The organism is Vibrio kyushuensis, assembly GCF_050337325.1.
Lineage (GTDB): Bacteria > Pseudomonadota > Gammaproteobacteria > Enterobacterales > Vibrionaceae > Vibrio > Vibrio kyushuensis.
Genome location: NZ_JAKJSV010000002.1, coordinates 1,267,622 through 1,290,987, shown reverse-complemented (window position 1 = coordinate 1,290,987; position 23,366 = coordinate 1,267,622). Strand labels below are relative to the sequence as shown.

General features: G+C 42.1%; 11 protein-coding genes. 8 read left to right on the top strand and 3 right to left on the bottom strand.

What is annotated here, in order from left to right:
- Window positions 1-1,196: 1,196 nt before the first annotated feature.
- The 5 genes from L4D20_RS05695 (at window position 1,197) to L4D20_RS05675 (ending at window position 18,067) form a co-directional block, all read left to right on the top strand.
- The gene (locus L4D20_RS05695; protein WP_428800769.1) at window positions 1,197-11,615 is read left to right on the top strand and encodes a DUF11 domain-containing protein; all 10,419 of its coding nucleotides are present in this window, start codon (window positions 1,197-1,199) and stop codon (window positions 11,613-11,615) included.
- Window positions 11,616-11,683: 68 nt separating this feature from the next.
- Complete coding sequence (locus L4D20_RS05690; RefSeq protein ID WP_428800768.1) at window positions 11,684-15,166, top strand: hypothetical protein; 3,483 nt, start codon at window positions 11,684-11,686, stop codon at window positions 15,164-15,166.
- A 12-nt stretch (window positions 15,167-15,178) separates the two neighbouring features.
- On the top strand, window positions 15,179-16,081 hold the full coding sequence (locus tag L4D20_RS05685; protein WP_428800572.1) for an OmpA family protein: 903 nt from the start codon (window positions 15,179-15,181) through the stop codon (window positions 16,079-16,081).
- Between the two features lie 90 nt (window positions 16,082-16,171).
- Window positions 16,172-17,056, top strand: a complete 885-nt coding sequence (locus tag L4D20_RS05680; protein WP_428800571.1) for a mechanosensitive ion channel family protein — start codon at window positions 16,172-16,174, stop codon at window positions 17,054-17,056.
- Between the two features lie 738 nt (window positions 17,057-17,794).
- A complete protein-coding gene (locus L4D20_RS05675; protein ID WP_428800570.1) occupies window positions 17,795-18,067 on the top strand; it encodes a hypothetical protein in 273 nt (90 codons plus the stop codon).
- Window positions 18,068-18,103: 36 nt separating this feature from the next.
- Here L4D20_RS05675 and L4D20_RS05670 read toward each other — a convergent pair whose 3' ends face one another.
- The gene (locus L4D20_RS05670) at window positions 18,104-18,739 is read right to left on the bottom strand and encodes an esterase/lipase family protein (RefSeq protein ID WP_428800569.1); all 636 of its coding nucleotides are present in this window, start codon (window positions 18,737-18,739) and stop codon (window positions 18,104-18,106) included.
- Window positions 18,740-18,964: 225 nt separating this feature from the next.
- On the bottom strand, window positions 18,965-19,735 hold the full coding sequence (locus L4D20_RS05665) for a YMGG-like glycine zipper-containing protein (RefSeq protein WP_428800568.1): 771 nt from the start codon (window positions 19,733-19,735) through the stop codon (window positions 18,965-18,967).
- Window positions 19,736-20,053: 318 nt separating this feature from the next.
- Here L4D20_RS05665 and L4D20_RS05660 point away from each other — a divergent pair, with 318 nt between their 5' ends.
- A complete protein-coding gene (locus L4D20_RS05660; protein ID WP_428800567.1) occupies window positions 20,054-20,212 on the top strand; it encodes a hypothetical protein in 159 nt (52 codons plus the stop codon).
- A gap of 100 nt (window positions 20,213-20,312) precedes the next feature.
- On the opposite strand, the gene L4D20_RS05655 is transcribed toward L4D20_RS05660, so the two are convergent.
- A complete protein-coding gene (locus tag L4D20_RS05655) occupies window positions 20,313-21,287 on the bottom strand; it encodes a sugar-binding transcriptional regulator (RefSeq protein WP_428800566.1) in 975 nt (324 codons plus the stop codon).
- Between the two features lie 591 nt (window positions 21,288-21,878).
- Here L4D20_RS05655 and rpiB point away from each other — a divergent pair.
- Window positions 21,879-22,325: a ribose 5-phosphate isomerase B gene (gene rpiB, locus L4D20_RS05650; RefSeq protein WP_428800565.1), complete on the top strand. Its 447-nt coding sequence runs from the start codon at window positions 21,879-21,881 to the stop codon at window positions 22,323-22,325.
- 55 nt (window positions 22,326-22,380) lie between these two features.
- Window positions 22,381-23,364, top strand: coding sequence for a TRAP transporter substrate-binding protein (locus L4D20_RS05645; protein ID WP_428800564.1), 984 nt, complete (start codon window positions 22,381-22,383; stop codon window positions 23,362-23,364).
- The last annotated feature ends 2 nt before the right edge of the window (window positions 23,365-23,366 follow it).

Below are 23,366 nucleotides of genomic sequence, written 5' to 3'. Positions count from 1 at the left end.
TTTGATTCGTGGACAGCAAGTAACAACCCTGTTAACAACCACCTATATCGTTAAGTGTAACAGTATTTGTAATAATTATGAATTAGCTCAATTGATAAGTGGTTTGTTCTAAGAATGAGAATCTACCGCACTAAAGTCGGATGATTTGATTAAAGTGACAGCACTTAAGGGAACTGTTCGCTTGACACTGGGGTTTGTTGTTATCTTTGTTGCAAAAAGTAAGTGATACAGCTGTTAAATAATTGATTTGGCGTTATGATTTGCAAATTATTATCTGCATTCTATTGGTTGTAGTTATGTTCTGCGTGATAATTTAATGTTGCTTTACATGTTGAAATGTTTTGACACACCTGTGACATTGGAATGAGGGTGGAGAGGATAATGGCGCGTTTTGATTCTGTTCTACGAGTGATCACGGGTGTTTCTTCAAACTAAAGCGCCCCATCACTGTGAATCTATTACATGTTTTAGTTCAATTTAGTTGGATAGTTAAGGTTATATTGTTAATGAACTCAATTAGAAATCATCTTTCGGCATTCATTTTTCTTCTTTTTAGTGCTCTCTCTTTTCAAGCTCTAGCCGCTAGTCATGATATCGATGTTACCGTTTCGCCACTGTCAGGTGAATATGAAAATGGCCAGACGATCTCCTATGACATCAAAGTCAAAAACACGACTAGAAAGACCATTAGCGCGGTTTCAATTCAAGAAGCAGTTTGGGATACGGTTAGTACAACTCTAAGTGGTACGAGTAAAGCGTTCACTCAAGTTAGCATTACCGATTCTCATTCGTGGGGATCGAATGCTGGCAGCTACACAAGCAATAACAGTAATTTGGTCGTTAGCGATGCCAAATTATTCCCTTTAGGGAGACTTACCTATCACGTTGAAGCAACGGTTGCTGACGACATTGTTGGTGATATCGAGACCGGAAAAACGATCGTTGAGGCATCAATCGACGGTACTAACGAAGTATTCACTCCTGTAACTGGGGCTACCTTCAAACCAGTACCTTATCAATACGATTTAGAATTGAGTGTTGATAAATCAGAGTATCTAATTAATAAAACTCTAACCTATACGTTAAAACTCACTAATACCGGGAACCATAAGGTTCAGCACTTAAATATTGAGCAGCCCTTTGCTTCATTAAAAGCTCAAAGTATTTCTGGAAGCTCGATCAATGCATTCAGTTCAGTGGCGATATCTGATAGTACGTTAGGCGCGGGAAGTGACGCTGGTAGTTACTCGCCATCAGGGGATCTCCAAGTTATCGACGCAACAATTGGCGAGAGTGGCTCAGTTACCTATACGATTGTTGCTAAAGTATCTGATGGCCTAGTGGGTGATATTGTTACGCAGGCAACATCAAGTACGAAAGAGGGTGATGTATCCAGTGCCGAGCTGACAACACCTCCGGCCAAGCCGCATTTAGAGATCACGCACAAAATTAATTCAAGCGACCCATACCTTGTTAATCAAGATCGCGTATTTACGGTTGTCGCTAGTAATAGTGGTCAAGGTATTGCCCATGATTATCACGTAAAACAGAACATTGCACAGCTAATCACAAATAACGGCCTAGCGAATGACTTGCAAGCTCACTTTGATCACAGCGATCTATCTGGGCAACCATTTAGCACATGGAAAGTGAAAGTTAGTTCAATAGGAACTAACTCATTATCACAATATAGAGATCTTGGTGAGCAAGCTGACGTTGATGTTAATGATGGTGTCTCAATTTATCCGGGCGAATCGATAACCTATGAAATAACCGCTACATTTTCTCCTATCACTATTGGCGGTTTGAATGGTTTTAATGCTGCCATAGAAGATGTATCAGGAAGCGTGGTGGTCGACGCGCAAATCAGTGAGTCGTTGATTGCAGAACAAGTGCTCTATTTTCCTGATCCAAATATAAAAGTCACTAAAACAACCAAAGCCTCTGAGTTCATCCCTGGTCAAACGGTTGAATATGACATCAAAGTTAAGAATAGTTCAGCAAAGTATTTTGCCAATAACTTGCAGATTATTGACGATTTAACCTGTGTTCAAACCGAGCAAGCGGCAGGAGCAGGGCTTGGGCAAGCGTTTTCACAGTGGAAATTGGAAGTAGTTAGTGGTGAGGATGATCAAGGTACTGATCCAGGACTGTTTAATTACAATAATTGGATGACCTCAGCGGTGACGTTGTCACCTGATGTTGCGCCGGGTAAAGAGGTGCACTACAAATTAACGGCACAAGTGAATGAATCCAGCGTTGGCTTGATTGTCGATAACCGCCCATCTTGTAATGATGATATTGGCGAAGACGGCTCTGGCGTTCAAATGCCAGAAGATAACTTAAGAGCAAGTAAGATAGTTGATTCACGTTACTACTCTTCCGGCCAAACCCTCACTTATACGATCCAAATTAATAACGATGGTGACGGTTTTGCCGATCAAGTTTCAGTATTAGATGATTTAAAAACTGTAAAGACGCAAGGTGTGAGCGGGAAAGAAGTTGACGCCTTCAGTAGCTGGGAAATAACAGCTGTAGCAAAGCAAGATGATGGTAGTGTTTCAACTGCTTCTAACACGGGTATCTCCGGTTCAATTAGTAGCCCAGACATTCTCGATGTGAAAGCAACCATCGCCCCGCATTCTTACCTTATATACACCATAGTGGCGCAAACAAACCCACTTGCTAATGGGCATATCAAAAATAGCGTCACTGTAGATGATACCGTGTACGCAGACACAGGCTCCGACCCGTATGACTTTGATATTGAATTAGATAAACAAGTTAAAGTTGGATCCTCGGGTAGCTTCCATCATGACGGCAGCCGTTACTCGAAGTTAGACGATAGCGTCATGTATCAAATCAATGTGGTTAATCGAGCGGGTAATGGTTACGCAACCAATGTTCACATTAAAGATGAAATTGCATCAATTGAAGCCGATCTGTTAGAGCCAAACAACAAATCAAAGCGTGTATTCAGTTCGTGGACCATAACTGCCGAGATTGTTTCGGATAACCCAGATCTCAATGGTAACGACAAATTTACAGATGTAGGTACGTTTAGTGATAATGCCGACTTAGATACCACGGCTCAAATTCCTCCGAATGTGAAGGTTGTTTATACCATTGTCGGCCAATTAGATCGTTCAGTGAGTAATGAAATACTCTATAACTCATTTACCAATACTGTAGATGTACAGACCCCAGATTCAGACAGCCAAACCTCAGCGACAGACAGCGTTACTGTTACACCGAAGGATCCGAATGTTGTCGTAGTGAAAACCTCCCAAGAGGACAAATTTGTACCGGGTGAATGGGTAACCTTTGACATTATGGTTTATAACCGTGGGGCTGGTTATGCCAATGAAGTTAAGGTTGATGATGACATTATTGGTATGAATGTGTTTGAACGCTGGCAAGTAACCTCAAAAACGGATGATAACAATACTACTTATAAAACAGGTAGCTATGCGGGGTCTAAATCAAATTACCCTGATAACGGCAACATCAGCACCAAAATAGATATTGACCCTAAAACGAGTGATGGCCTGGGTTTTGTTGGGTATACCATTCATGGTTTAGTTCGTAGTGACTATGAAAAATCTGAGATCTCAAATACCGTTGAGATCCATGATCCCGTAAACAACCTTGATCAATCCTCGACGGCTGAGATTGGTGATAGTAGCGGTTCGAAATTAAACGTATCTATCTTAAAAACAGCCGACAGAACTCGTTTTACACCGGGCGATGAAGTCACTTATTTCATTACTCTATTGAACAATAGTTCAGTAAGAGCAGACAGCTTGAATGTATTTGATCCGCTCAATGAAATTGACGCCACTTTGGCTAACCAAAAAGATAACCACTTTGCTGATTACCCGGATCAATCTCCGTTTGAAAGTTGGCAGTTCGATTATGGAGATGGTAATTGGCATGACGGCAATGGTAAGGACTTTGTATTTCCGTTAGCGAGGGCCGGTGGTTCGTTTAGTTTAGAGCCCAATGAAGAACGCACCTTTAAGATCAAAGCCAAGATCAAAGACAATGTTGTTTCACATATCTTAGCGAACGATGCTTATGTCTATCGCGATAAAGGTCTGGCAACCCAAGAAGACCATGTTTCTCATCATGAAATGGAGCGAGTTGGTTCTGGTGCATCTGTCGTTAGAAAGCTGTATGTAAACGGTACTGAGTCACAAAAATATGCACCGGGCGATACGTTAAAATATACCGTTAAAGTCTCCTCTCAAGTCGGGTATTTCAATAACCACGCTGTATCTGAAAACATTAAGGGTATCAGTGTTCTTTTGATGGATGGAACTACTGCAAACCCATTCGATGATACATTTACCGTCGATGTCGTGAAAGAGGATGACTATGGTGGTGATGGAACAACAGATGGCATATTAGATGGCGTTGTAACAGATAATGAAAACATCAATACGACCATTGATGTTGCCGGCGGCGATTACGTTCTTTATGCCGTTGAAGGTGTCGTTAGAGATGATGCCGTAGGCGATATTAACATTGGTGGTATTGTTGTGAAGCCGTTTGATTATCACCTAACGTTCACAAAAACCGTCGATCAGAAAAACTATGAGCCGGGTCAGCCATTGACCTATAAGCTCACCATTAAAAATGATGCTAAAGGTAACGCCTACAATATTCCAATTTTTGATGAGTTATCGAAAATAATGGTAGAGCTTATCGATGGACCTGATGGTCCTGCGTTTGATACTGGTTGGATGATTGCAACGGAAGTTGTTGGTGGAAGTGCTGCGGCAGTGGTGGACCTTGATGGCACACTCGCAGACAATAAAGACATCAATACTCACTTCTCTATACCGGGTAAAGAGACGATTGTTTATACCGTAACGGGCAATGTTAATCCGCAAGCGGTAGGTAACATTACTAACCTACTACTGGTTGATGGCAATACGGTCAGTGCCGAGTCGAAGCCAAATACCGAAAAATTCACTTTTGAAAAGCACGTAACACGCTATTTCGACCAAGATGGAATCACTGAACTGACAGGCGGCTATACACCGGGCGGCTACATTGAGTATCAAATTGATCTGGTCAATAAGAACAATGTTCACCTTAAAGATGTACGGATTGTTGATGCGATTGATGAAATTAAAACGGAATACTTTGATGGCACAGTCGGTACCGCATTTTCAGTGTGGACCATTGAGACCCAGACCGATAGTAGTGGCTACAGTGATGCCGGTACAGTAAAGCCAAATAGGAGGATAAATACTGAATTTGATCTATCTGCACCATCGTTCACAACCGATGGCAATGCCTACGTTCGCTACATCATTAAAGCGAAAGTAGCTGAGCAAGCGGTTGGTGAAATTAAGAATACGGCCTTGGTGAATGATCGCCATACCTTAGTGTCAGAACGTTCACGTATGCTCTTACCTGAGATAAAGTTCTCACACCATGCATACACGAATGCACTGAAAACCGATATTAAATCGTCTTATAATCATACGCCAAGCGAACAACCCGTTGTTTATCGAATTCGCATTGATAACAAAGGTATGGGGACAGAGTATTCAGCGTCGTTGACTGATGAATTATCGAAGTTAAAAGTGAAACTCGCGCAGCAAGCCTTGGGCGATTCTGATAGTAATAAAGCAGCTGTTTACGAGCCAAAAACTTGGAATATAGCAGTAACTAAATCTAGTGAACTTGTTACTCTGGTAGGCGGATTCACCGGAGGTATTAATACTGATATCAATATTCCAGAGTTATCTATTGCAGCTGGTGGTTGGATTGAGCTGACCGTTGATACAGAAATACGTAATGACAGCTTAGAGAAAATCAATTCTAAGGCACATTATGAAGGGTCAATTACCCAGAACAGGGTAGCCAAGATTGAAATAGAACCGTCAAAGTTAGAGGTTACCAAAGAGATTGTTTCGATAGGTGGGCGAGCTTACTCACCTGGTGATACATACAAGCCAGGTGAAGAGGTTATTTATAGACTTACGGTTAACAACACTGAGCCTGTTTGGTATGACAATGCCTCAATCACTGACAAACTCTCAAATATTCGTGTAGAAGTACTTGGTGGTGGGTCTGAGCCAGCATTTACTTCTACTGATATTACCTACGATGTTTCTGGCGGTTTAGGCTCTGATTTTGTTACTTATATTCCTAGTTTTAGACCTTCAGGTGACCTTAACATCAGTGTTGATATCGCGCCAAAAGCGAAGATTGTTTTTACCATTAAAGGACAAATTCGACCAGATGCATTAGGTACAATCTCTGCAAACCGAGCGACGGGCGGTAGCCACAATGTTGATACGGATACGATTCCGCCAGTGGCTCCTAACTTAGTGTTTGAAAAGTGGGTCACTAATACCACAGCAGACAGTAGTAAGTGTCGATTCCCATCATCGAATGGTAATGGTTGCCAGTACAATCCTAATGGAGAGGTGACTTATACTATTTTGGTAAAAAATACCGGTGAAGGCATTGCGAATGATGCAAACATTGTCGATAAACTCACCAGTATAAACACGTCTAACGGTGAACGTGCATTTACCTCAAATACCACGTCTATTTTACAGCAGCCACCGTCAGATCGTTTTTCAATATCAGGTAACTATCAAGGAACGAAACCGCTCGATGCGACTTTTGATTTGATGCCCAATGACGAAGTACTGTTCCAACTAAGCGGAACGGTCAATGGGGATGCGGCAGGAACAATCACTAATGTTGCTAAATTGAAGCTCAAAGACGCGACTGAACAGCAGTCCAATGAAGTTATATTAGGCCAAGGTGATGCGGGTATTCTGGCCGCTAAGACAACAGATACGCCAACCTATGTTCCAGGTGGAGAGGTTCACTATACCCTGTATATTGCCAATAAATCAGACTCGAATGCTGATGTATTGATTGAAGATGAAATCTCTAAGTTCATGGTAGAAACCGCAGATGGCTCAATGCAAACTGCGTTGGAAAGCTGGACGGCAACGCCGACGTTTGTGAGAAATGCCGGTGCAACACATAATGACGCTAGTGCCATTCAAACAACGGGTGATATTAATGCAATCGTAGGTATTGGTGCCGCTGAAGCGGAGCCTACGGTATTGGAGATATTGATTGTTGGTAAAGTGCGCTCAGATGCTGTTGGTAAGTTTGGCAATACCATGTATGTCGATAAGAAGCAGTTCGACCTTAAAGAGCATTTTATCTACCCAGAACAGGGAAAACTTACGCTTACTAAGTCAGCATCGCTATCACCAAATACCTATGCTCCGGGTGATGTGATTGGGTTTGACATTGAAGTGAAAAATGAAGGGTTAGGCTACGTTCAAAACGTCACAATTTCCGATATTGCTAAAGAGATTTATGCCGAGGTGATAGAAGGTGGAACAGGGCAAGTATTCGAACATTGGGATGGGGCTAATAGCAACGTTTCTATTGTCGATTCCGGCTCTAGCCAAACGGTAATGATCGAGGAAACACCTGTAGGTGCAATGGATGGTTTTGTGGGGACTTACACTATTGCACCAAACAGCAGTGTTAAGGTACACCTTGAAGGTACTGTTGCTTCTAATGTGATAGGAACAATTGTTAATACCGCCACGGTTGAAGCGACAAATAATGAAAAGCTAACAGCTAATGCGATATACGATCCAATTGATGCCGATGTAACGCTTTCTAAAGTGGTTGATATCACCGAGTACAATGCTGGTGATACGCTGACGTACACCCTGACCATTGCCAATACAACACGTGCTTGGGCGTCTGATGTGCATGTTCAAGATTTTGTGTCGCAAATAGAAGCAGAATCAATCTCTGGCTCAACCATTACAGTGTTTGAATCAGGCTCTATTGATATCACGGCATCATCTTCAACCGGTAAGTCGATTCTTCCAACTTCTGTTGGTGATAATATAGATTCGCTGATTCAAGTTGCACCAGAGGATGTCATCACCGTGACTATCTCTGGTAAGTTAAAAGCAGAGATCATTGGCGACGTTATCAATAAAGCGACGCTAGAGTTTGATGGCAAACCCATAGAAGCTGAAGCGGTCAGTGTTGCCGTTATTCCAAAAATAGAGATCACCAAAAACTACATTGAAGAGTATTACAAACTAGGTAGACCTGCGGGTTATACCATAACAGTCAGCAACCAAAGTGGCGCATTTGCTAACAACATTCGATTACAAGATGCGATTTCGGCATTGATGGTAGAAACAACAGAAGCGGCTTCCGATAAAGCTTTTTCTACTTGGTCTGTTGCTTACAAAGCTAATGATAAATTAACGGTGGTTGATGCGCCGAAGCTGACTCATAACAAAGACATCGATACAAATATCGATTTAGCGCCTCACAGTAAGGTGAGGTTTGTAGTGGAAGGTCGCCTCAACCCACTGGCTATCGGTGAGATAGAGAACATCGCTACCGTAAGTTTTGATGGGCGTGACAAAGAGAGCAATGCGGTACTTAAACCAAGTGCCCCAGACATTAGTGTCACCAAAGACGCTGACCGAGACTTTTATCAAGCTGGCGATGTTGCAATCTTTACTGTTACCGTTAGTAATGATGGCGATGGATTTGCAAACGATATGGCGGTGAAAGATCTGCTTAATGATATGCAGGTAGAATTGGTCGACGGCCCACGAGTGACAGCGTTTGAACAGTGGCGAGTGACTACTACTCCGTCCGATCCTCTAAGCTCGATAGCCACGCTGCCATCTGGCACAAACCCAGATATTGATACACTTGTGGATCTCGCGCCACACAGTACGGTTGAATTTCTAATCGAGGGCAGAGTACAACCTTTAGCAAGCAGCGATATTTATAACAAAGTGACGGTGGGTTATGGCACTCAACCAGAGCTAGTTGCAGATGCGATCATTAAGAACAAGCCCGTCTCATTAACCCTAGAGAAGTTTGTTGGCGAGAGCGGCACTGATACTGAAATGATGTACGAACCCGGTAAGCCTGCTACTTACAGAGTGGTCCTGAAAAACCAAAATGAGTCGTTTGTTGGTGGTATTGCGCTAAAAGACATTGTCTCAGGGCTGAAGGTCACCACGGTGAATGGTACTCAAGAGAAGGCGTTCAGTGCTTGGGAGATAAAGGTTAATAAGGGAAACAGCTTAACAACGGTGACTCCTGACCCAAGTGGCCTAAACAAAGACGTTGATGCGATTGTAAATCTCGCTCCGAATGACACTCTAGAGCTTGTTATTACAGGTATGGTTAATGAGTACGCTAACGGGCAAATTGATAATAAAGCCAGCATGACGGTAAACACTCGCTCGCAACACGTAACCGCAACGGCAAGCCTATTGCCTGAACCTGATAACGTCGTGATCACCAAAACTGCCGATAGCCCAATCTATGTCGCTGGTGAAGAGGCTACCTTTAGAATCAAACTGTTTAACGACAGCAAGGGCTTTGCGAATGATATCGTCGTGAAAGACGTCATGTCGCAAATCAAAGTACCGACTAGACCAAACGATATTTCTGGCGAACGTGAAGTAATTCAAGCCTTTACTAGTTGGACCGTAGAAGCTAAAAGCGGCGACCCACGAACTCAGATGGACGCACACAGCTATGGCGCTAATCAGGATGTTGAAGTTGGCGTTGATATCGCACCAAATGATACTGCAGAGCTGATCATTACTGGTGTCGTTGATCCCCGTGCTATGGGTGAGATTGTTAATACAGCCTATAAATTTGATGAAGTAGCTAAACAAAGTAATGCAAGCCCTTCAACAAACAAAGCTAAATCAACCTCAAGTGCATCACCACAAGGGGCGTCTGTAGAAGCCGTCAGTGCGATGATTGTCCCAGAAGCGGTTATGTTCAATATTGATAAGACCACATCCAAAGGTGAGAATGCGCAATACACCAACGATGATGAAGAACTAACGTACATACTTAATGTAGGTAACGAAGGTTCAGCACTGATTTCAGGGGTCAGCATGGTGGATGAAATCACCAAGCTAACGGGTGCTAATGGAAACATGCTATTCACTGAGTGGTCGGTCGAAATCAGAGAGTTCCCGGGCAACATTGTTCGAGCTGAATATTCGAATAAAGATCTTTTACTACCTGATTCAGGCTTGTCGTTAGACTTGCAACCGTACCTAGGAAATCGTTATGAAATCACCATCAACGGTAAGCTAAACAAAGGGCTAGATGATGACATCACTAATACCTTCACAGTAACTGATCCAACAACTGGTCAGTCAGCGTCTGATGACGTCACCATTCATGTGAAGAAATTTTCTGATAACGAAGGAGATCTGATTGTCACCAAGCAAGCGTTAAAAGAAGAAGCGAAAGTGGGTGATGTGATTGAGTACGAGGTCATTATTCAAAACAATAATGAGTCCGAATTTAAAGGTGTCAAGCTCGTCGATCGTTATCCTGCAGGCTTTGAATACGTTGAAGGCTCTACAGAAATGACGAAAAGTGGAGTTGATGGTGAGTTCGATCCTAGTGATGTAGTATCGACTGAAGATCCTGCTGTTACCAACGACTTAGTATTCAATGTGGGCGACATGTTGGTTGACGTTACAGGCGAGCAGATCGTCCAAGAGCAAGTACGTATTCGATACTTGCTTCGAGTGAGCGTGGGGGCAACATTTGGCAAGTATGTGAATACCGCCGTGGCTAAGTCTCCTCCAGAAGGGGAAAGCACCGGAGTACTACAAGTACGCTCGGCAACGGCGAGTGCCATTGTTGAAATAACACCAGATAAAGTCTTCGATACAGCTTCTATCATCGGTAAGGTTTTTGAAGATCACAATGAAGATGGTTTCCAAGCAGACGCTACGGCTTATGACATAAAAGTAATCGCTAATATTGATGACGATAACTATATTGCGGGTACAACAACGGTTACCCAAAAAGAAGAAAAGTCGGTATCTGATGTTACTCATCATGTAGAGGTAGCTGTTTATGGGCATTATGACCAAGACAAAGATAACTATCAGTACATGCCGGGAATTGGCGATAAGAGTAAAGATTCGCGAACGAGCAAAATATCAAGAAAACCAACCGATGTTAAAGCGTCGAAATTGACCGAAGGTATTGAAATATCGAAATTGTTTGGTGTTTCAAACAACCGAACGTTACCAGAAGGCAATACCGTTTCTATCCAATTCCAGACTAAGACTAAAGCAGGTATTTCTTTCACGGTCGAAACCGATGAAGGGACGTTCATTGAGTTTGACACTGAAGGCAATATCGTTACGCACAATACATCAGATAAAGCTAAGGGTCTGTCTGCTGAGAACTTGGATGTCACAAGAAATCTCTTTAAAGATGGCGATGCATATCTATGGGAAATCTTGATTGAGAATAAAGGTCTCTATGAAGATGGTATTCCGGGCGTTCGATTATTAACCGTTGAAGGTATTATCATCGAAACCGATCAATATGGTCGTTATCATGTTCCGGATCAGTGGGTATTGAATAAAAAAGGGAAGCAATTCTTAGTGAAAGTCGACACGGATTCGTTGCCAACAGGCATGAAGGTCATCAGTGAAAATCCATTAGTTAAACGTGTTTCACCAAATGCACTGACTAAGTTTAATTTCAGTATTCACACTGAGCACAAGGATGAGGAGCAATGATGATTCTAACTAAGAAGACGTCGATTAAAAAGAGTCACATCGCTCTGTGTATTCTTAGTGCGATTCCTATGCTTGTTACGGCTAAGGACACCAGTGGTTTAGAAGTCATCGACTCAGACTCTATGGAGATAGAGGTCGTGGCTCACGAGCAAGAAGATAGCTCACGTATCTATCTTGAAGAGGGTGCTATTTGGGCAAGCCGTGATATCACTCGTTTTAATCCAGTGCTCGATGTCAGCATTGGTGACGAACTGGAAGTGGAAGAAGGAAAGCTGCTTGATGAAGTAAGCTTTACCATCACTACCAACTACAGCTATTACATTTCGAAATACCAGATTGAAGTTTTCCGAGGTCAAGATCGAAGCCTCTCAGAGCCACTTGCTGTATTAGAGGGTGAAGAGCTGGCAAATGATTTCGATGTCAGTTGGGATGGTGAAACCAATGTGAATTATGAATTTAATGTTGGTCAGCAATTGCAGTTTCGCTTAAAGGTTTGGGACAAAGATGGAAACCTAGACGTCACAACGGTTGGTGTTATGGACCTTGTGCGAGCTGATTCTGAAGTGAGCATTGATAAAAACGTTGGTGAAGAAGAACAGGGCAGACACCTAGGTCGCGCCCAGTTAATGCGTCATAATATTCCGACCGATTCGGGTCTGGCAAAGTTCATGGGAACTGGGCTTAAAGGCGTCGATAAAGTTATTATTGGTGAAGATGAGTTCGATATCGAAGATGGCGAGTTGTACGCCGAACAGTTCTTACCTGCGGATGCCTACCTTTTCCCAACCAAAGTTATTTTTGACAATGGCGATGAGCGTCGTTACCAGCTTTACGTACGAATTCCTGACACTTACTATGCCCAAGCTGGCTTAGCCGATTTCTACGTGGGTAAAAATCGAGTCACTGGTAATACAGGGGCTTTAGGCGTTGATGATCAGTACCATGAAGATATCTATAACCAAGGGCGTATTGCTTATTTTGGGCAAGGTAAATTTGGCGATAAACTAAGAGTAACGACTCACTTTGATAGTAAAGAGGGCCAAGTAAAAGATCTCTTTAAACACCCATTTGCATCAGACAGTTCGACAGTATTTGATATCGTCGAGGATGATGATGAGCTTTACTATGGCGATTATGGCGATGGCGCGAACATACACAAAGAGGTGAACACCAAGGGTAAAGTTTACTTCGATCTGGAATACGACAAGTCTCAAGTATTGTGGGGGAACTACAATACTGGGCTGACAGGAACAGATAACAACGATTACAACCGAAGCCTTTACGGATTTAAAGCCGATTACCGCACCCGAGCAACAACTAAATACGGTGAAGATCGTCTAAATATTGTTGGATTCACCTCAGAAGCTGACACCTTATATTCCCATGATGAGTTTCTAGGTACAGGTGGTTCACTTTACTTCTTACGCCATGGTGAAGTCGTTCCCGGTAGTGACAAGGTCTTTATCAGCGTTCGCAATAAGAACAGTGGTATTGTAGAAAAAGAAGTACCTCTGCAATCTGGGCGTGACTATGAGATCGATCCTTATCAAGGCCGCATTATCTTAACCAAGCCGCTCAATAATATCATTTCAGACAACTTTGGTAGTGTCATCGATGACTCACCAAGTGACGGCTACGACAACTTTTTAGCGGTAGATTACGAATACGTCCCTCAAGGGAAAGACGCACGAGATGCACTCGCTTACGGTGGACGAGTCAAAGGTTGGGCGAACGATTACATTGGTATTGGTGCATCTTACACCACTGAAGAGAAAGACAATCAAGACTACGAAGCGTATGGTACTGACATTACGCTTCGTGCTACCGAAGGCACTTACATCAAGGCCGAGTTTGCGACCAGTAAAGGTCAGCAAACCGATTCCAATTTTGTCTCCTTTGATGGTGGTTTAACGTTTGATCCAATTGGTTCAGGGCCAAATGAAGAGCGGGAAGGTGATTCAGTTCAAGTTAAAGCGGTCGCGAACCTCTACGATCTTGCACCAAATATCTTTTCTGTTGTCGGCAACGATGTAAAAGCTTGGTATAAAAATAAAGATGCAGGCTATAGCTATGCAAGCCAAAGCGACAATTTAGAGCAGGAGTCGTATGGTACAGAACTACGTTTACAAGCGACTGACCGAGTGAGTATTGCCACGCGCTATACCTCAATGTTTGAACAAGATACTGATGGCGAAGTGCAAACTGATAGTGAACAAATTGAACTGGAAGGGCAGTTTAAACTCACTGAAAATATTAAGCTCTCAGCTGCAGGTAAACAGGTTGAAGAACTTAATAATGAAGATGAAAAAGGTAAAGGTTCACTATTCGGTCTGCGGGCTGATTATGTCTGGGACAATGACACCAATGTGTACATCAAAGGGCAAACCACAGTCGATCAAACCCAAGAGTATGATGATAACGACAGTGTAAGTGTCGGTGGTGAAGTTCGTGTATTGGAAGACTTCAAACTGGGCGCGGAATACACCTCTGGCGATCGCGGAACCGCTGCTGAAGCGACAGCAACCTATGACGTGACAGACGATTATTCCACCTATGTGACGTACCTTGATGATAACTATGAAGGCAAAAACAACGTCATCGTTGGTCAACGCGCTGACTTAACGTCAAGTGTCGATTTCTATCAAGAAAATCAGTTTGTGGATGAGAATAACGGTAAAGGGCGCATCGACTCGTTTGGCTTTGGTTACGATATGACCGACGATGTTGATTTCGGTATCGGCTACCAACAGGGCGAAATAGAACAGCCAAGTGATGAAAATCCAGCAATTAAAGAGATTACTTATCGTCGATCTGTATCATTTAATACAGGCATCGACATTGACGATATAAGCCTAAAACATAAAATTGAATACCGTGTCGATAAAGGCAATGAAAACGTCGATACCGATAAGAAACGTATCGACCAAATCGTTACCACTAACCGTTATAATCAGCATTTGACGGAAGAGTACACGCTGTTTGGTAAGTACAATTACTCCAAATCACAGAATAAAGAGACTTCGGAAACACTGGCTAGATTTATTGAAGCGTCAGTCGGTATGGCATATCGACCTATCTATAACGACAGACTCAACCTATTAACTCGTTACACCTATATCGTCGACTATGACCAATTGGATCGTGATGTTGAATACTCTGATGAGCAGAGCCACATCATTGAAGCTGAAGGCATTTACTCCATTGACGCACACTGGGATGTCGGGGCTAAGTACGCTCATAAAGATAAAACGGAAGCGTTTGAACGAGCGTCAGGCGCTTACGAATTGGTTAAAAGCAATATCAACCTTTACGGTCTAAGCGCGTCTTATCATATCATGAAAGAGTGGGATGTGACCGGTGAGTATCACTGGAAAACAGACACCTTGAACGATGAGATGGAGCACGGCGCACTACTATCATTCAATAAACACCTATCTGATAACTTTAAAGTCGGCGTTGGTTATAACTTCTCAGGCTTTGATAGCAATTTAGCGAACGATGACGATTATGACGCGACAGGCTTCTTCTTAAACTTAGTCGGCAAGATATAAGGACATAATGTAATGAGTATAAAACCGATATTTCTAGGACTAAGTGTTGCGGCTATTGTTTTGGCTTCAGGTTGTTCGAGCGATACCTACGTGAGCAAGGAGAATATGAACAAGTTTGGCGATCCGAACGTCGAGAAATTCTTGATCCGTGAATGTATTGTCCCTGAACGAGATATTCGTATCGCGATTGCAGAGCATTTTGATTTTGATAAGTCTGAGTTTAAACAAGAAGACCACGCAGCGATTGATCAGTTGATCGGCAGCATTAAGCACCTTCATGGGCAAATCGCTATTGTCGCGCATACCGATTATCAAGGCAGTACTGATTACAATGAAAAGCTCTCAATGCGCCGAGCAGAAGCGGTTCAGTCGTATATGCAAACGAAATTGGATGGCACGCGCTACGATTGGGAGCTAAAACACTACGGCGAAAACAAGCCGATAGCAGAAGGTCAGACACTGGAAGCTAATGCACAAAATAGACGTGCTTATATTGTATTTGAACAGACTCAAACCCAAGAAGAAAATGCTTTCTGTGCGCCTCCAGAACCAGAGCGTAAAGTCTTTATCGCGATGACCTCGCACTTTGACTTTGACAAATATGAGTTAAAAGAGACAGACAAAACGTCTTTAGATGAGTTCGTAGGTAACCTAACAGACTTGAATGGTCGAATTTTGGTCGCAGGGCATACGGATGCGCAAGGTTCATTGAGTTATAACGAAAAACTAGCAGAGAAACGTGCCCAAGCTGTATTAGAATACCTCCAAACTCAGTTAGACCCAAGCCAGTTTGTCTGGGAAGTGAAGGCATTTGGTGAGCTTAACTTAGTCACACAAGAACAAACATTAGAAGCGAACGCATTAAACCGTCGTGCACTTGTTGTATTCAAACAAGGTGATCTACCCTCCGAATAAGTAAGAATTATGCAGTGGTAGGTAAATTGAAAGCAGAGTAATGATACTCTGCTTTTTGTCATTTATAAATTGCTTGATAAGGAGTAGTGGGTGGAGCAGTTGTACCTCGTAATTGAATTTTTAGCAGAGCACAAGGGCTTAACCAGTGCTTTGATCTTCTTGACTATTATTATGATCCGAAGGCTTGTCTTGTCGGGCATTCGCGGTGAAGAGCTATTTCTGACAGAAGACCAACGAAAGTGGATGTCGCGCACTAAGAACGGAGCGTTTGGCATTCTGGTTATCTCCATTTTTATGCTGTGGCAATCTGAGATTGCCGAGTTTGCACTTTCAGTAACGGCGATTGCGGTGGCTATTGTTGTTGCTTCCAAAGAGATCATCCTCTGTTTTACAGGTTCAATCCAACGGGCAAGTTCACGCTCTTTTCGAATTGGCGACTGGATTGAAGTGGGTAAGATCAGCGGTGAAGTCATAGAGCACAACCTAATGGCGACGGTCATTCAAGAGATTGATTTGTACCATGGTCAATACCACTACACTGGAAAGACCGCCACACTCCCCAACAGCATGTTCTTTACCTATCCAGTAAAGAACCTCAACTTCATGAAGCGTTACGTTTATCACAGCTTTGAAATCGTGGTGAAAGACTTTGTTAACCTCTACCCAATGCTCGATGGGTTAATCCTGAAGATTGATAAACACTGTGAAGAGTTTATTGAAGTCGCTCGTCGTTACAACATAGTGATAGAAAAACATGCTGGTGTGGATTTACCTGGTTCTGAGCCGCACATCCACATTACCAGTTTGCCAACAGGCGAGCAGTCTGTGCACTACATGATTTTTTGCCCAACCGAGCAAGCTTCGCATTTAGAGCAGCAGATCCGTGAAGACTTCATGATTGAATATCATGCTCGCTTTAAAGATGAACCAAAAATCGAAGGCATAGAACCAACACAGAGCAAGATAGAGAGTTGATAAGTACTTAAATACGATCTGAAAACTCAGAACGGATATAAAAGGCTGCCTTTAGGCAGCCTTTATCGTATTGGTGCTTGTAAAAGGTGTAGCAAACATTATAACAATACAGTCTGCCATTCTGTATATTGGTGTGGGAATTTAATAGATACAAAATAATTGAATACACTAGGGTTGTGAGAGATATACAAAGCGCACAGTCTTAACGATATGTGTTCAACGTCGGAGCAAATCGTTTAATGCGGCCTTCTATCTAAGGGTAGGGGTTTTCAGAATTACCTTATATTGATAACAAGGTACTTCATGAAAACCGGCTGATTCATGGATGAGTTAGTAAGTTGGCGCTTAGGGTTTTACCGTCTTGTGTCCATGCAAGGCGGGTTTTCCTATTCTATTTAATCTATGTCGTGAGAAGCAAATGAACATCATTTCTCTGTTACTGGTTACAACGCTGATCACATCCGTTTTTGCTGCTTTTATTCAGCTAATTTTGGAGCATCTTACTTGGATAAATCTGTAGTGACGTTCTTTATGGTTATCCCATTCATTCACAAGATTCTTTCTGTCGTTCACCGATAACGTTTTGTATTCGTGTGCTACGTATAAGATAACCGAAATCAATCGCTTGTAATGGCATTGCATATATCTATAATACGATTCGAAAATATAGATCTATTATCAAAATACGTTACCTTACTGTTGTCGTTGTTGCATATATATATGCAATAGAGGGGAAAAATGAAAAAAATTATTGTTTCAGCTTATCTATTGGTCTCTTTCTCAGCGGTGGCACAAACTACCCATGTGCTTCAGCAGGCATTTGGAGTGACGCCTCCTAAGGTTGCTTATGGCTTTGAAGAGTGCTCGACAAACCAGTATGCGAAAGGTGACTGTTATGTCGTTAGTAAAGGGGTTTTGTTTGTCTACAACGATGAGCTATCACCTTCTGCGATTAAGAAAGTGGATTTGAAAGATGGTTTCTATAGCGCTGAATACATTGATAAGTTGTAATGACTAGCTCTTATATCCCCTTTAATAACTGCCAGTTTAACTTACATTAGCTTTATCTGATTGTTTAAAGCAGTTGAACTGAATAAAGTGGTCAATCTGATTCGGTATAAAATTACTGTATAGCAAGCTGGTATGGTTGCTGTTCATCGTTAAATGATCTGCCATACCCACTATTTTTGTCTCCTCGACTGTCACTGTTCCATCCGATAACATCTCTCCTCCCAGTAATATTGGCCTTAAACCAATTGAAAGTGTTCCTGCAATGCAGCCCAGTTTCTGTGGAAACTCCCATTTGTCTTCATGTTTCTCAAGACCATGCTCGGTTGAATTTCCCAAAAACGCACCAAAGCCTAGATCGGTTAGCTTTTCAGCTATGGACGCTCCTTGAATCGGAGAGCCAATCGCAATTACATGAGATATTTTTGCTTTACAGGGCGTTCGGCTAGCAAGATAGTGTTTGATCATCAATCCACCAAGGCTATGACCAACTAACACATTGGTTTCGAAAGGGTCTAATAGCGTGTCAATCTGTTTGAAAACGTGTTCTGAATTGATGTTTACAGTGTTATAGCTGAGTACGTCAGTGTGGTAACCCAGTTTATCGAGGCGCTGGCTCAAAGGGAGCAGTGCAACACCATGCATGTAGAGACCATGCAGGAAAATAATCTTCATAGATAACTCCTTACGCTAATGATCCCTCTAAGAAAAATTAGAGGCTTAGAGCTATTCTAATTTATCAAAGAACGAGATGCGGTGCGTAGCAATTTTGCTATTGAATGGGCAAATAGTGTACTGAGTTCAAATCGTTACGGAGTAGGGGTGTGATTTTAGATGAAAAAAATGCGACCTTATTTAAAGGTCGCATTTTTAACTATTCGTGTGGGTAACTAATTCGATTTAGTTTACTTTGTTAAAACGGAAAGTTTGAACCTTCTTTTCGTTGCCGTCGATGTATGCGTATGTATCGATGATCCAAACGTTAGTACCTGCAAAACCAAGTTCGATGCGGATATCACCAGTCTCAACACCTTCGTAAATCACATCGTTTACATTAGTAGGGTAGAACTGGTAGCGGTTTGCTTGAGGTTGGAACTCTCCTGCAAAGTTAACCGTTACTTGTTTAGCATTGTTTGTGAAATCAAACTGGTAGCCTTGCTCTTGTGAGTATGAGAATTGAGCGATAAGGTCGACACCTTCATCATTTGTTAGAGCTACATCAGCTTGTGTTGTTTTAACCAGTTTTCCTGTTGCTGAGATTGGAGCGAAAGCTTGTGCTTCAGTAACATGGTTACGAACCGCTACATTCCAATCACCAACGAAGTTGTTTAGCTCATCCCAGTTCTGGTTTTGCGTAGTGCCTTGGTTGCCGTTTCCTGCAGCAATGTTTGCAATTGCTTCATCACGGCTGTCATGGCGAATATTTTCACGGTTGTTCTGCATATCAGCCGCTGAACCTGCAACCCCACCTGCAACACCGCCTGCAATTGCGCCTTTAACAGCCAGTTCTGGTTCGCCAGTTAGTGCACCCAGAGTTAAACCGAGTAGCGCTCCACCCGCAGCGCCTTGTTTAGTTGCCGCATTTGGATCATCTTCACCAGGAGTTACACAACCAGTAAGAAGAGGTAAAGACAAAGCAGCGATTAAAGAAGTTTTTAATAAAGTTTTCATGGTTGACTCTCAAGTAATCTTTCTAATAAAACGGTGTTTTTTAACTTGGTTTGGATTATACATCCCCGGTTTAACAGTTCTAGTTATATCGCTGATAATCACCAGTTATCAGGTAACAAAGTGTGAACGCTCGATTTTGTGTAATTTTAAAACGAAAATTGAATAAAAATCAGAAGGGGACGGGCTGAATAGCATATTTACGCTTAAATAATCTGCATAAAATGTAATTTAATTACAGTGTGATCTGGATCTCATTTGAGATTAAGTGCATAATGTAACCAGTTAATTGAATTGATGAATAAACAGAGAGAGAATTTTATGAATAACTCACTAGTATTAGAAACAAACGTACTTGATAGCAAAGAACAGGTTAGTAAAGTACTGAGTCGTCAGGTAAAAGAGGTTCTTGCCATTGTTGGAATGTACTCAGTTACTGCACTAATCGTGTTAGCAACAAGCCTAACCTGGGCCGTATAAATGAAGACGCTAACGATTAAGACAAAATAAAGGCGCTGATGATAGCGCCTTTATTATATCTATTGTAATTTAACCAATCATCAATGCTCGATAAATGCCGTTACTTTTGAGCTTCTAGATTCAAAATGGTAATAGCATTCGCAACGCTGGTTGCGAGAACGTCGATTGCTCCTGTTCGAAGTGCGCCAAGAATGGCGAGTGGTTTACTGCTCTCAGAGGCTATAGCAATAACCTGAGGGATTTTTTGATAATCACTGATCGTTAACCCCACGACACGATTACTCATCTTAGTATCTTGGACTTCGCCTTTAATATCATAGAAATCATAACCACCCACTTCTCCAACAACACCTTGCTGAATACGCGCTTCTACCATCTCTTGTACTGAGAACCAACCTAAGTTAACCATATAGGTACTTTCATTAAGATCACCGATACCGACTAAAGCAACATCTGACTTCTTGGCCATGTCCATAGTTTGTTGAACGGTTTCATCTTCTAAAATAGCGGCACGAAGCTCAGGGTTGCGAATGTGAGCAGGGGCATAGAGTGTTTCGCTCACACCACCGAATGTCTTAGCGAAACGACGAGAGATATGGTCTGCGTTAAGCATGCCTCCACGAGGGTGAATACCGCCAATACTGGAAACAAAGGTACACTTCTTTGGATTTACCACGCCGATATGCTCAGAAACAGCAGAAACGTTACGTCCTTGACCAATAGAAATGATCATCCCGTCTTTTAAGGTAGAGGATAGATAGGTCGACACAACACCGGCCAATAGAACACGTTGTTCATCTTCTGTCGGTTGATCAAGGGCAATGAGCGCTCGCTTAAGACCAAACTTTTCTTTAAGTTGCTCTTCGAGTTTCGCACCAAATACAGGGTGATACTTCACTTTGATTTCGACGATGCCTTTGTCTCTTGCTCGCTTTAGCAGTCGACCAATCTTTACGCGAGACAAACCAAACCTTTTAGATATCTCTTCTTGAGTTGCGCCATCTTGGTAGTAGGCCACTGATATCTCAGTCAATAGGTTGGTTTCTTCCGTTTGCTCTATGTTCGTTACTTCCATACATATCCTAAAGAGTCATTGGTCATTGGTATTGGTTTTAAATCGTTGAGTATATTAAGCGATAAAGGCATTGATTTCATTCTCTCCGTAGATCGCCTTTCGCATTAATTACATTTATACCGAGTGATTAAGGATTTTCCCATAATTCTGCGCAAAAACTTAACTAACTGTTCTTATGTTCACTGGTTGAAACATTTGAACGTAGTGTTTCTATATGAATCCTCTATCAGATTATGACAAGTCCATTTGATTATATGTTATTTCATAATCTAGACATACTAGCGAAACACTTACCAATGAAAGACATAGTAAATATGTAACCAAGTGTTAATGTGGTTGTTATTGTCGTGTAACTCGTTGTTGTTATGCGTTTTTATTGGAGTTGTGCTCTTTGTGTTTGATTCGCACCTTACTTGTGCGCTCTTCTTGATAACTTTATATATAAAGCAGATCTGATCACGTAAATGTTAATATTTTGCTAAATTCAAGTGATCGAAATCTCATTTGTGTAATGAGAATATGTCATGTTCAAAAGAATAAGTGCAATATCATTTGTAACTTGTAGTGCTCAAATGAACGTTGGAAGAAGATATGATAGCGATTGGATGTGATGATGCAGCAGTAGATTTAAAAGAGTGCTTAAAAGAGCATTTAACTGCAAAAGGAATTGAGTACGTTGATTATGGCGTGAACCCAGAAAAAGCCGAGCTTTACCCTGACATCGCAAAAACAGTCAGTGTAGCGGTAGCAGAAGGGAAGCACGCTAGAGGCATTATTTTATGCGGCACTGGAATAGGTGTGTCGATTGTGGCCAATAAGGTACCAGGTATTCGCGCGGCGCTTTGTCACGACACCTTTTCAGCGGAACGAGCAAGAAAAAGTAATGATGCACAAATCATTACGATGGGATCTCGCGTAATAGGTCAAGAGTTAGCTAAAACCATTCTTGATACGTGGTTAGACGCCGAGTTCACCGATGGACCATCAACCCCGAAGGTAAATAGAATCAAGGAGATAGAGAAAGAGTTTATTGCATAACGTGGATTATTACCCCCAATAACAAACTGATTAATGGAATAACGTGGATAAAACAATGAAAAATAAAACAATTACATATACAACAATCGCATTAACCTCGCTGATGTCGTCTGCTGTTTTAGCGAAAGATTTAAAAGTGGCGACTAGCGCACAACTTGGATCACTTCAATACAACACTACTCAGTACTTCACTGAATACGCAAACGAAGAGTTTAAGAAAGCTGGTATCGACTACAGCATGAAATTCTTTGGTGCTGCGCAACTAGGTAAAGATAAAGACGTTCAACAGAAACTGAAGTTAGGCACCGTTGATTTGGCGTTGTTAACATCGACATTGCCGACACACGTTTCAGAAATGGCGCTTTTTGAACTGCCGTTCTTAGTCTCTGACCGTGAGCACGTAGCTAAAATCGAAGAGAAAGTATTTTGGCCATACATTGCTCCTGCGGCTGAAAAGAAAGGCTACCAAGTCATTGGTTTCTGGGAAAATGGTTTCCGTAACATCACAAATGCTAAACGCCCAATCAATACTCCTGAAGATCTACAAGGCCTGAAAATTCGTACGCCAAACAGTTCATGGCGCGTGAAAATGTTTAAGAACTGGGGTGCTAACCCAACGCCAATGAGCTTTAGTGAAGTTTTCATTGGTCTGCAAACAGGTGTTATCGACGGTCAAGAAAACCCGTACACCAACATCTATGCAGCGAAGCTTCATGAAGTACAAGGCTATGTCAGTGTAACAAACCACGTGTACACACCAGCATACCTAACTGCCGGCTCTCGCCATTACGGAAAACTACCACAAGAAGTTCGCACAATCATTGAAGATGCTTCAAAAAATGCTCAGCAATGGGGTTACAAAGAAGCGTCAAGACTGGAAGGCGAGCTTAGAGATAAGTTAGTTGCAGGTGGTATGGAACTGAACGTTGCTGACCGTAAAGCGTTCGTTGATGCAAGCCAACCTATCTACGATGACTTTGTAGAGAACGTAAATAATGGTTTAGCCATGCTAACCATCGCGATGGAAACTGCTGAGTAAAC